Annotated in this window: 11 protein-coding genes; 5 read left to right on the forward strand and 6 right to left on the reverse strand. The window is 52.4% G+C overall.

What is annotated here, in order from left to right:
• Positions 1–2 precede the first annotated feature (2 nt).
• Genes AB182_RS24470 through nagA form a run of 3 tightly spaced genes read left to right on the forward strand, consistent with a single transcriptional unit; the run spans position 3 to position 2,820 of the window.
• The gene (locus AB182_RS24470; RefSeq protein ID WP_047372345.1) at positions 3–917 is read left to right on the forward strand and encodes a glycyl-radical enzyme activating protein; all 915 of its coding nucleotides are present in this window, start codon (positions 3–5) and stop codon (positions 915–917) included.
• Positions 918–926: 9 nt separating this feature from the next.
• On the forward strand, positions 927–1,670 hold the full coding sequence (nagB, locus tag AB182_RS24475) for a glucosamine-6-phosphate deaminase (protein ID WP_047372346.1): 744 nt from the start codon (positions 927–929) through the stop codon (positions 1,668–1,670).
• 4 nt (positions 1,671–1,674) lie between these two features.
• Positions 1,675–2,820, forward strand: a complete 1,146-nt coding sequence (gene nagA, locus AB182_RS24480; RefSeq protein ID WP_047372347.1) for an N-acetylglucosamine-6-phosphate deacetylase — start codon at positions 1,675–1,677, stop codon at positions 2,818–2,820.
• Positions 2,821–2,847: 27 nt separating this feature from the next.
• On the opposite strand, the gene metF is transcribed toward nagA, so the two are convergent.
• From metF to metB, 3 genes are all read right to left on the reverse strand, one after another.
• Positions 2,848–3,738 (reverse strand): methylenetetrahydrofolate reductase, encoded by an 891-nt coding sequence (gene metF, locus AB182_RS24485; RefSeq protein WP_047372348.1) that lies wholly within the window; start codon positions 3,736–3,738, stop codon positions 2,848–2,850.
• 231 nt (positions 3,739–3,969) lie between these two features.
• On the reverse strand, positions 3,970–6,402 hold the full coding sequence (locus AB182_RS24490; protein ID WP_047372349.1) for a bifunctional aspartate kinase/homoserine dehydrogenase II: 2,433 nt from the start codon (positions 6,400–6,402) through the stop codon (positions 3,970–3,972).
• Positions 6,403–6,404: 2 nt separating this feature from the next.
• On the reverse strand, positions 6,405–7,565 hold the full coding sequence (gene metB / locus AB182_RS24495; protein ID WP_047372350.1) for a cystathionine gamma-synthase: 1,161 nt from the start codon (positions 7,563–7,565) through the stop codon (positions 6,405–6,407).
• A 276-nt stretch (positions 7,566–7,841) separates the two neighbouring features.
• On the opposite strand from metB, the gene metJ reads away from it, so the two are divergent.
• Together metJ and AB182_RS24505 are read left to right on the forward strand one after the other, a co-directional pair.
• Positions 7,842–8,159: a met regulon transcriptional regulator MetJ gene (metJ, locus tag AB182_RS24500; protein ID WP_007369220.1), complete on the forward strand. Its 318-nt coding sequence runs from the start codon at positions 7,842–7,844 to the stop codon at positions 8,157–8,159.
• A gap of 59 nt (positions 8,160–8,218) precedes the next feature.
• Positions 8,219–8,830, forward strand: coding sequence for a YiiX family permuted papain-like enzyme (locus AB182_RS24505; RefSeq protein WP_047372351.1), 612 nt, complete (start codon positions 8,219–8,221; stop codon positions 8,828–8,830).
• A 197-nt stretch (positions 8,831–9,027) separates the two neighbouring features.
• On the opposite strand, the gene tnpA is transcribed toward AB182_RS24505, so the two are convergent.
• The 3 genes from tnpA to AB182_RS24520 form a co-directional block, all read right to left on the reverse strand.
• Entirely contained in the window at positions 9,028–9,462 is a 435-nt protein-coding gene (tnpA, locus tag AB182_RS24510; RefSeq protein WP_047370884.1) for an IS200/IS605 family transposase, read from the reverse strand.
• 381 nt (positions 9,463–9,843) lie between these two features.
• The gene (locus AB182_RS24515) at positions 9,844–11,385 is read right to left on the reverse strand and encodes an MFS transporter (protein ID WP_047372352.1); all 1,542 of its coding nucleotides are present in this window, start codon (positions 11,383–11,385) and stop codon (positions 9,844–9,846) included.
• A 110-nt stretch (positions 11,386–11,495) separates the two neighbouring features.
• Positions 11,496–12,176: an oligogalacturonate-specific porin KdgM family protein gene (locus AB182_RS24520; protein WP_047372353.1), complete on the reverse strand. Its 681-nt coding sequence runs from the start codon at positions 12,174–12,176 to the stop codon at positions 11,496–11,498.
• Positions 12,177–12,541 lie beyond the last annotated feature (365 nt).

Below are 12,541 nucleotides of genomic sequence, written 5' to 3' on the forward strand. Positions count from 1 at the left end.
ATATGAAAACTGGCCTGATTTCACGTATTCAGCGTTATTCCACCAAGGATGGTCCGGGGCTGCGCAGTACGGTGTTTATGCAGCAGTGCAACCTGCGCTGCCAGTGGTGCGCAAATCCTGAAACGCTCAGGTCAGGATTCAACGTCTTCTGGTTCAAGGAGCGGTGCCGCCAGTGCGGCACCTGCGTGCAGGCGGCGGCCAATAACGCCATCACCTTCGCCGAACCCGGCCATGGCGTGGTCATTGACCGTAAACGCTGCACTAACCTGCTGGATATGGTTGATGCCTGCCCCTACGACGCCTATGAAAAGGTTGGCAAGGAGATGACCTCGCAGGCGCTGGCAGATCTGCTGCTGCGGGATAAAACCTTTTACGACGAAAGCGGCGGCGGCGTCACCTTCTCCGGCGGCGAGCCCGCCCTGCAGGCAGAGTTTGTTACCGAAACCGCACACATTCTCAGCGCAGCGGGAGTTCATCTTTGTCTCGACACCGCAGGTAATATACGTCGCGACAAACTGTTGCCGCTGGTCGATGCGGTGGACATGGTCTCCTACGATTTCAAAGCATTCGATCCGGAAATCCATCTCACCTGTACCGGCGTAGATAACCGACTGATTCTTGAAAATGCTAAAACGATCGCGGCAACGGGTAAGCCGATCCTGGCACGGATGGTGATCGTGCCGACACGCAACGATCAGCCGGAAGATATTCGTAAACGGCTTGAGTTTATTCGCAGCCTGGGCAGTGCCGTACAGCAGGTCGATATTCTCGAATATCACATCTACGGTATCGGTAAATACGAAAAACTCGGCATGCCCTATTTGCTTAACGGGATTCCCCCCGTACAGCGCGAAATGACCGAGCAGATTAAACAGTACGCCGAAGATATTGGCTTAAAAGCCACCATCGGCGGTTAAGGAAAAAAGATGCTGAATTTTATTATTACCCAGTCATACGAAGAGATGAGCGCGCTTGCAGCCCGGCGCGTAGCTAAAGCGCTTGCCCGCAAACCCGATTTAGTGATGGCGCTCCCTACAGGTGGTACGCCGGTTGGGCTGCTGGCAGAGATGAGCCGCATGGCGCAGGAAAAAGAGGCGGATTTCTCCCGTGCTTTTTCATTCAATATTGACGAATACATCCCGCTGAAAAAAGACGATCCCCAGAGCTACTACTGGTTTCTTGATCACCACTTCTATCAGCATGCCAATGTGCCGCCGGAGAACCGTTTCGTTCCCGACGTGCTGGCAAAAGACCTGAATGAAGAATGCGCCCGCTATGAACGTGCGATTGTCGATCATGGCGATTTTGATATGACCGTACTCGGCATTGGTCACGACGGGCATATTGGCTTTAATGAACCGCAGGCTACCCATAGCCCGGTTTGCCATGTCATCAATCTAAACGAAGAGACGATCGAGGCGAACGCGCGTTTCTTTTCGCGCCAGGAAGACGTGCCGCGTCAGGCTATCACCCTCGGCATGGGCACCATACTGAAAAGTAAAGAGATTGTACTGATCGCCAACGGTCAATCCAAAGCCCAGGTCATGAAGCAACTGCACGATTGCACAGCCATCGACCCGATGTTTCCGGCCTCTTTCCTGCTGCTGCATCCGAATGTAACCGTCATGTGCGACAACGAAGCAGCATCGCTGATTTCGTCATTGAGGTGAGCGTATGATCATCCAAAGTGAACGTGTCTGGCTCTCCGGCGGGTTTTATCCGGCGAACATCACCGTAGAAGAGGGACGAATCAGTCACATTGCCATCGGGCTGACGCACCATGCCGCCCATGATTTCGGCTCGCGTCGTATTATCCCTGGCCTGATTGACAGCCATGCTCACGGTGGATGGAATTACGACACCAATGAAAACGATCCGGAAGGCCTGCGCCGCTGGGCGGTAAATCTTCCGGCAGAAGGGGTCACGGCATTTTGTCCGACCACCGTGACGGATGAAGACGCCACGCTGCTGGCGGCGCTGGAAAATATCTCCCGTGTAATGGATGAAGGCAACGCGGGCGCGGAAATCCTCGGCATCCATTTTGAAGGCCCGTTCCTGTGCCAGAAATACCGCGGCGCACAGCCGGAAAAACAAATCCGTCCGGCGAACATCGCGCAGTTTCAGGGTTTTGAGAAGGCCGCCAACAATCGCATCATCGCCATTACTCTGGCGCCAGAAGAGGATGCCGATCTCGCCCTCACCCGTTACTGCACGCAGCGGGGGATTGTCGTCAATATGGGTCATTCAGACGCCACGTTTGAACAGGCGCTGGAAGCCGTCGCTAACGGCGCCAAAAACGTTACCCATGTTTACAACGGCATGGCGAAATATGTAAACCGCGAACCGGGCCTGCTCGGCGCAGCCTTTCGCCTGGATGGGCTGTACGGCGAAGTCATCGCCGATGGCATTTTCGTGGGTCTGGTGTCGGCATCGCACCTCTATCGCCTGAAAAATGATGACTACGTCATCATGATCAGCGACTCGATGAAAGCCAAAGGCTGCCCGCCAGGCCGCTATATGTTCGGCGGCGAACCCATGATTCTGGGTGAAGATGGCGCAACACGACGCGAAGATGGTGTCCTGGTTGGCAGCACGCTGCAACTTAATCGCGGCTTATACAATATGGTAGAAAGAGCGATGGTGCCGTTTGGCGCGGCATTGAAATCTTGCACGATTAACCCGGCGCGCCTGCTGGGGCTGGACGGACACAAAGGCAAGCTTCAACGCGGTTATGACGCAGATATTGTGGTGCTGGAGGATAATTATGATGTGCACACCACGTTCTGCGGTGGCGAGGTGGCATACAGCGTTGCCGGATGATGCGATCACCCGGCGTTTTCCGCTGGCTTATACTGCCGGGCGTACGCCCAGTGTGTGGCAGATGGCGTAGCTCATTTCCGCACGGTTCAGGGTATAGAAGTGGAAGTCTTTAACCCCTTCACGGCTGAGAATTTTTACCATGTCCATGGCGATGCTGGCGCCCACCAGCTTGCGGGTTTCGGCATCGTCATCCAGCCCTTCAAACATTTGTGACATCCACGCCGGAATACGCACGTTGGTCATGTCGGCAAATTTCTTTGCCTGTTTAAAGTTGGTGACCGGCAGGATCCCCGGGATGATTTCAACATCTATGCCCGTTGACGCACAGCGGTCGCGGAAACGTAAATAGCTCTCTACGTCGAAGAAAAACTGGGTAATTGCGCGATTAGCGCCCGCATCCACTTTGCGCTTCAGGTTGAGCAAGTCGGCCTGCGCGCTTTTTGCTTCCGGATGCACTTCCGGATAAGCGGCAACGGAGATATCAAAATCCGCCACCTCTTTAAGCAACGTCACCAGGTCGGCAGCGTACATATCCGGCTTACCGCTTCCCGGCGGCAGATCGCCACGCAGCGCCACGATATGGCGAATACCGTTGTCCCAGTAATCTTTGGCGATAGCACGCAGTTCATCACGGGTTGCATCGATACAGGTTAAATGCGGCACCGCCTCAAGACCGGTACGATCTTTAATGCCTTTGATGATGCTATGGGTGCGGTCGCGCTCGCCGGAGTTGGCGCCGTAGGTGACGGAGACAAATTTCGGCTTGAGGCTACTCAGACGATCAATAGAGTTCCACAAGGTCTGTTCCATTTCACTGGTGCGCGGCGGAAAAAATTCAAATGAAACATTAATCTGACCGTGCACTTCAGCCAGGCTCTGATTCAGGGCTTCCCGCTGGTTGGCGTGAAAAAAGCTCATACCTTACCTCATCAATCGCGTGTTGTTATTTGTTGCGCTACGAACATCTATCCGTTTAGACGTCCAGATGTAAAAATGACGGAAAAGCCGACGCACGTCAACTGGAAAATCATCATACTGCGTGAGGAATGTTCAGCGAAGATGAAAAAGGTTCAGGATACGGAGGGGATTAGTGCAGCCTGATGCCCTCACCCCGGCCCTCTCCCACGGGGAGAGGGCGAAAAGAGACGACTACAGCAGTTGTGCCAGACGATTGATATCTGACTGAATCGCTCCGGCGGTGACATCGCGGCCAGCTCCCGGCCCACGGATCACCAGCGGGTTATCGCGATACCAGCGACTTTCGATGGCAAACACATTATCGCAAGGCAGTAGCGCCGCCAGAGGGTGTTCCGGACGCACCGCTTCCACACCCACACGCGCTTTGCCGTTGGCATCGAAACGCGCCACATAACGCAGCACCAGCCCCATATCGCGAGCAGCCTCCAGACGCTGTGTCATCTGCTCATTGAGCTCATCGCCATTTTCAAAGAAATGGTCGATAGACTCCTCTTCACAGCTCGTCGGTACCAGGGACTCCACGCGCACCTGGTCGGGTTCGATGTCATAACCCGCCTCGCGCGCCAGAATGACCAGCTTACGCATCACGTCTTTACCGGAAAGATCAACGCGCGGGTCCGGCTCGGTCAGCCCCTGCTGCCAGGCCTGATCGACCAAATCAGTAAACGGCACGGTGCCGTCAAATTGCAGGAACAACCAGGAGAGCGTACCGGAGAAGATACCGCTGATGGCCAGAATACTATCGCCACTATCGATAAGATCGCGAACCGTATGGTTTACCGGCAACCCGGCTCCGACGGTGGCGTTATACAGCCAGCGACGCCCGGTTTTTTCAAACGCGTCGTGGATCTGACGGTATTTGTCACTACTGCTGGCACCTGCCAGTTTATTCGCGCTGATCACGTGAAAGCCGTGACTGGCAAAATCCAGATACTGGTCGGCAAGTTGCGGGCTTGCCGTGACATCCAGCACAACAAGATCATCGTACGGGTGCGCGCGCATCCACAGGAATAGCGCCTCTTCATCCTGCTCGACCGCCTCATCATTGAAGAAGGCCAGCGCCCGGCTGGCGTCGAGCCCCTCGTAATTCAATAAACTACGGCGGCTATCCACCACGCCTGCAAGAACAAATTCGAACCCGGTACGGGCAGACAATGCGCTCTGTTCGCGGGCAAACAGCTCGAGCCAGCGAGACCCGATATTGCCTTTACCAAACAACATCAGGCCAATGCGTTTTTCCGCACGGAACAATGACTGGTGCAGCCCCTGAATCAGGCTTTCCGTTGGCCCTACGCGCAGCACTGCGACAAGACTGATACCTTCATCTGACTGCCAGACGAATTCCACGGCCTGGCCTTTCAACTGCTGCCAGAAACGGTGGCTGTGCAGCGGATTACGGCAAACGCCAGCCCCGACCATTGCCACCAGAGCCAGCCCCTGACGCAAACGCAGTTCGCCCGGCAGACCGGCTTCGTCGAGCAGTTTAAAGACGCTATCCACCACTTCCGAGGTGTAGCAGAGCTGCAGAAGATTACGGTCCGCGTGAGCGCCTGTCGCCAGCGGACGAACCTGAGCGCGCTTAAGGATCACATCAATATCACGTTGCGCCAGTTTGAAATCTTGCCCGGCAGGCACCTGAAATTCGATCAGACAAACATCATCATGGCTTGTGACGATACGGGCGCCCGTGCCGGATGCCAGTACGCGCTCAATACGCGTGGAACCCTGCTCCGGGTTGTAGCTACAACGCAACTGCAAATCGATATTGCTGCCGGAAACCGGCTGCAAGGTTCGGGCGTGAAGTACCGGCGCCGCCAGACGTGCCAGCTCGCTGGCTTCATCCAGACGCAGCAACGGCAGCAGACAGGCATCTTTCACTTTACGCGGGTCGGCGCTGTATACGCCGGCCACGTCGCTCCAGATCGTCACGCGGGTAACCCCGGCTAATGCGCCAATTTGCGTTGCCGAATAGTCAGAACCATTGCGCCCCAGCAGCACGGTTTCGCCCGCCTCGTTGCGGCTGATAAAGCCCGTCACAACGATACGTTTGTCCGGATGCTGCGCCAGCAGTTGCTGGAACAGCGGCCAGGAAGTGCCTTCGTTGACCTGCGGCTGAGCCGCACGTTCCGCGCGCAGAAACTCTCGCGCATCAAGCCATGCTGAGGCCTGCCCTTGCTGGTTTAGTACGGCAGACATCAGACGCGCAGACCACACTTCCCCGTGCCCCACCACTTCGGCATAGATCGCATCGGTAATGCCGGCATCAAGCAACCCGGCCAGCCGCTCAAGGTCACGAATAAACTCACTAATCAGACCGTCAGCCACATCAGCTGGTAACAGCCCGGCAATCAGCTCACTTTGATAACGACGTAACGACTGCTGAACCTGATGCGCAGAGAGACGATCGGTCTGGCTCAATTTGAGCCAGCTAATCAACTGGTTAGTGGTACTGCCGGCTGCCGAAACGACCATTAAATCGCCCGGTTGCGAATATTCCGCCATGATCCCCGCGACGCGCAGGTAACATTTCACATCAGCCAGACTGCTCCCACCAAACTTATGCAGTTGACGAACCTTCGCCCCTGCCTGCGCATTCACACTCATGTTTATCCCTCAGCCGCGACCCGGAAGCCATTTTCCAGGTCGGCAATCAAATCTTCACCATCTTCAATGCCGGTTGAGATACGCAGTAACGTCTCTGAAATCCCGGCGGCGGCACGTGCTTCCGGCGCCATGCCCGCGTGTGTCATCGTGGCAGCGTGGGAGATTAAGCTTTCAACCCCACCTAACGATTCCGCCAGCGTAAATAATGACAAACCGCTTAAGAAGCGACGCAGTGTTTGCTCATCGCCATCCAGTTCGAAACTCAACATTGCGCCAAAGCCTTTCTGCTGACGTGCGGCAATCTCATGCCCCTGATTTTCCGGCAGCGACGGGTGATAAAGTTTTTTCACCAGCGGCTGCTTTTTCAGAAACTCAACGATTGCCTGGGCGTTACGCTGCGCCACTTCCATACGTGGAGACAGGGTACGCAGGCCACGCAACAGCAGATAGCTGTCGAAGGCGCTACCGGTGACGCCGATATTATTCGCCCACCATGCCAGTTCTGTGACGGTATCCGGGTCTTTGGCAATCACCACGCCCGCGACAACGTCCGAGTGGCCATTCAGGTATTTAGTACATGAATGCAATACCAAATCTGCGCCTAACGCCAGCGGGTTTTGCAACGCCGGGCTCAGGAAGGTGTTATCTACCACGCTGACCGCACCGACCTCGCGCGCGAGTTGGCAGATTTTCGCAATATCCACGACGCGCAACAATGGGTTGCTCGGACTTTCCACCAGCACCAGCTTTGGTTTTTGCGCCAGTGCCGCTTTTAATGCCTGCTCATCATTCTGATCGACAAACAAAACCTTATAGCAGCCGCGTTTTGCCAGACTGTCGAAAAGACGATAACTGCCGCCATAGCAATCATGCGGCGCAACCAGCAGATCGCCCGGTTTCAGAAAAACCGTGGTCACCAGATGAATCGCCGACATACCAGTGTTGGTCATCACGGCACCCGCACCACCCTCCAGCTCTGCCAGCGCACGCTGCACGACATCGCGCGTCGGATTACCACGGCGTGAATAGTCATGGGCTCGTGGCTCATTAAAACCGGTGAAATTATAGGTGCTGGAGAGATGAATTGGCGGAACAACGCAACCGTATTGCTCGTCATCGTTCAATCCGCTACGCACTGCGATGGTGGCCTGTTTACGCGTCATGGTGAAGGCTTCCTGGCTTAATGGATGAAAAGTCAGGCACCAGAGTAAACATAAGAATAATAGACGTCAATACATCTGGACATCTAAACTTCTTTGCGTATAGATTGAGCAAAATCGCAATAGCCGTTAAAATTATATGCTTTAGTGAAGTGGCGCAGAGCGATACACCGTGTCACGGTACTGACTCTACGGTAAACTACGCGAGATTATGGTCCGGGCGCTGCATTGATCAGGTTCTGACCTTTTATTAATGACTGAGAGGATTAAAGGTATCTCATGGCTGAATGGAGCGGCGAATATATCAGCCCGTACGCTGAGCACGGTAAGAAGAGTGAACAGGTAAAAAAAATTACGGTTTCCATTCCTCTGAAGGTGTTAAAAATCCTCACCGATGAGCGCACCCGTCGTCAGGTTAATAACCTGCGTCATGCCACCAACAGCGAACTGCTGTGTGAGGCATTCCTGCATGCGTTTACCGGCCAACCGTTGCCCAACGATGAAGACCTGCGGAAAGAGCGCAGCGACGAAATCCCGGAAGAGGCAAAAGTGATTATGCGCGAATTGGGTATCGACCCCGATACGTGGGAGTACTGATTTAAAAAGGCGGCTCATGGATTGAATCGCCTTTTTTGTCTCGAACAAGGATGTAAATCATGACAAAGAAGTTTGTCTTCTTGCTGCTCACGGTGATGGTTTTCCCGGTTCTGGCTTATGAACCGCAGACGGGCGATATCATCTTTCAGATGTCTCGCTCGTCACAAAGTAAAGCTATCCAGCAAGCCACTCATTCGCGCTTTAGCCACACTGGCATGATCGTGCTGCGTAACAATGTCCCCTATGTTTTTGAAGCCATCGGCCCGGTGGTCTATACGCCACTGCAAAAATTCATCAACTGTGGGGAAAAAGGGCACTACATCATCCGCCGCGTGAAAGGTGGGCTTTCCATTTCACAGCAGCAAAAACTGGTGCAGACGGCAACGCGCTACCTCGGCAAACCCTATGACCTGGCATTTTCATGGACCGATGAGCGCCAGTATTGCTCAGAAGTGGTGTGGAAGGTGTATGACCGTGCGCTGGGGATACAGCCGGGTAAGCTGCAGAAACTTAAAGAGTTCGATCTGAACTCCCCGGTCGTGCGCGCCAAACTCAACGAGCGTTACGGGCGTAATATCCCGCTGAACGAAACAGTGATCTCGCCACAAGCGTTATTTGACGCCCCGCAACTGGAAACCGTCGCAAAAAAATGGACGGCCAAGGGGCTGTAAAGCGCAGGGGGGACGTTGGATACGTCGCTTACGTTAACGGCGGGAAGCGTTATACACGCAGTGGATAACCACAGAGCATGCCTGAATGTGTACTGCTATCCCCAGTAATGGAGCAGAGATAAGTAAAAGACCACCTTCTTAGAAGGTGGCTTTTTAGAATGCCCCCTATAAGGGGGGCTACTGTCTCCTTCCTGTTACTACTCTAGCAATTCCATCTGCTGTTCATGCGTTTGTTCCTTTTTCTCCTGATGCCTCACATATCTCCTGATAATTTCTTCATTCACTCCCACCGTATCGACAAAGTAGCCACGGGACCAAAAATGGTTACCCCATAGTTTCTTTCTTATATGTGGAAAACGATTGTAGAGCCTGATTGCACTGCGGCCTTTCAGATGCCCCATCAGGGTTGATATCGAGATTTTCGGCGGGACTATTACAACCAGATGTACATGATCTGGCTGAACATTTAACTCCAGAACCTCACAATCTTTTATTCCGCATAGGATGTAGATTGTCCTGTAAAGTTCCTTGCCCAGATTATCTTTCAGGATCCTGAAACGGTACTTTGGCGTCCATACTATGTGGTATTTGCAACGCCAATATACATGTGATGAACTCCTGTAAAGCCCCATGTCGGTTTGTCTCCTTTTACTTGTGGTGAGTAAGCAGAGATATTCCGGCATGGGCATTCTTCAGGCTATAGCCTTACAGGATCAATCACCACCTCCCCAGGAGGTGGTTTAGGGGTGACAACAAAAAAGGCAGAAGAAATCTTCTGCCTTTTTGTTGGACTGTCTGTTGCGCTGGCTCAATCAGAAGCGGGTCACTTCCGGGTGAACCTCTGCCAGAGAAATAAAATAAGACACAACGACATTTTTCAGTGCATTTAGCATAGTCATATCCTTTCACGCGTTGTTAATGATGTCTTTCGCTGTGAAAAGTCTATGCCTCTTCCATGTCGCCAGCAATATTTTTGTGACCTTCATCACAAAAAATTTCACTCAAATGATCGCCTACACGGCTGACGCGTGCGATTGCACTTCACGTGCCTTCTGCCGGTTGGTGTAGCCAATATCATTATTGCCCCACAGTTTTTCGTAAGGCATACCCGCCAGCATTTCCACCGTCTTACGCGCCTGCGGCGTAATGGATTCCGGCGTCAGGCGGCCCGCACTACGCATTTTTGCCGTCTCTTCACGCAGAACGCTGTGCGTGGACAAGTTCAGACGAAAGCGCAACGACACCAGGAAACCGATCGACAGCACCAGCACGGTGCCGATACTCAGAATCATCAGGATGGTATGGCTCACTCCCGGCACCTGTGTGCTCTGCCCGGAAATAAAACCGGACATTTGCATCACAATGCCCACCAGCATCACTGCGCCAGCCTGAGAGGCCTTACGCGTTAGGGTCATGATCCCGGCAAAAATACCCTCGCGACGCTGACCCGTCACCACCTCGTCCACATCGGCGATATAGGTATAGATGTTCCACGGAATATAGTTAATGCCGCCACGCCCTAACCCGGCAATACCCGAAATAAATAATAGCAGCGACATATTATCGCTCTGTCCAGCCAGCGACAGCAGGGCGAAGGAAACCGCAGCCAGACCAAACAGCACCACGACAATACGGTAAGACGGCGCAGCGCCGAAACGAATACAGAGCGGGATCATCCCCATAACCGCGATAAACTGCAGAATCGCCATGGTTCCCATCAGACTGGAGGCCAGCGTCGGACTCTGCATCAACACAAACACCACATAGTAGGTGAAGACCGCGTTGAAGACGTCCTGTGCAATATATCCGCCAAGATACATCCCCAGATGCTGACGAAAAATACGGATACGGAAGGTGGAACTCAATTCAATGATCAGACGGCCCAGGCTTTGTCCCAGGGTCAGTTTTGGTTTAACGGCTTCCGCTTGTTCATCACGTGGGCGCTCCCAGGTGAAAATCCACACCAGCGTCAATACTATCGCGCAGATCACGGCAAAGACGATGCTGGCATAGAAGAAAGAAACAGCATTGTCTTTACCGAAGTGACTCAACAGGATACCGGGCAGGAAAGCAGCCAGAATGGCGGAAAGCTGTGCCAGCGCGATACGCGCTCCGGAAAACTTGGTTTTCTGTTTGAAATCATCGGTCATCTCCGGCACCAGCGTCTCATAAGGCACCAGAATCATGGTGTACACCACGTCAAACAGCAGGTACGTGAATAAGTAGTACCAGTAGTTCATGTGGCCGACCCACATCAGCGTATAGGAAAATACGCACGGGATACCGAGCAGAATGAAGAACTTACGGCGACCAAATCGTTTACCGAGCCAGGTATTGCCAAAGTTATCGGTCAGATAACCCATCAGTGGGCTGACTACGGCATCCAATACCCTGGCCATGGCGAAAATAAATGTCGCCTCAATCGGCGTCAAGCCGCAAAAGGTCGTATAAAAATAAAGTAACCATGCGGCAGTCAGTGCTGTTGTACCCGCTCCCAGAAAATCTCCGGAGCCGTACGCCAGATAATTCACTAAACCCGGTTTGCGTGTAGACATTGTTTTACCCAATCCTTAGCGAAATATAAAATCTCGACTTAAAAATTGCGAGCGGACACGGCGGCAATATATATTGCCGCCGCATTATTCAGACACAGAAAGAGAGGTAACTAGAAGTTATAACCAATACCAACGCGATAACGCGTCTGGCGATCATCAGTAATCGCTGTTTTATAACCCGAAGACACGTTACCTACTTCAACAAATGGCACCCAATTACCTGCTTTATACGCAACACGGAAATTATATTCGTAATCTTGTTTAGTGTTGTTATAAATATTCTCATTTTCGGCAAATTTATAAATACCGTTAAGCTCAAACATCCAGTTACCGGTGTTATAACCAATCCACGCTTCCGGACGATCAATACGGCGGTCATCACGGCCCTGCGCGTTACGGCGGGTGTACTCGAAGCGATAGCGGAATGCTGTCCACCAATTTTCGTTGATATTGTATTGAACACGCACGAATGGCTTGTAAATTGTTTGATTTTCATCCGTTTCAATGGCAATACCAGGAAGCCATATCAGGTTGCTCCAGGTAAACTGGTAGTTGGCAGTATACTCAATCCCGTTCGTTTCCATATTATTCAGCGGTTTTTTAGCATCCGCATCATCAGAACGGGAAATACCTTCTAACGCTACCCCAAAACCGCTGGCAAATCGTTGGGAAATATAAACACGATCATAGTTACGTCCATCATCATAATATTCATGACGATAGTCTACGTAACCCGCATGGGCTGTTCCTGCCAGTACCGGCAGTAATAACAACGCATATTTCAACTTCATGGAAATTCCTCTTTGACGTAAATTTCAATAAAAGAAAAGCGTGTAGCTATGGATTCGCAGGCCAGCGTAACGAGTGAAAGACAGCTACAAATTAAAAATGTCCTAATAACGTGAGGAATTGTATTTTAGTGTAAATGTACAAACCTTTGAGTTTTTGCCAGCATTCCGGTTAAGTGGCAAAAAAGCAAAGATACATCAGCTCAATGTCACCAACTGAAACAATAGACCCAACAAATAGAAACGATGTGCCAAATCAAGAGAACTAACGTTGCGAAAATTACAGTCTGGGATGATGGGAAGGAAGATGATCGCAGGAAGGACGCGGAATTCAGGGACAAAAAAAGCGCCTTGCGGCGCTTTTTTCA

It is taken from the genome of Phytobacter ursingii (genome assembly GCF_001022135.1).
GTDB lineage: Bacteria > Pseudomonadota > Gammaproteobacteria > Enterobacterales > Enterobacteriaceae > Phytobacter > Phytobacter ursingii.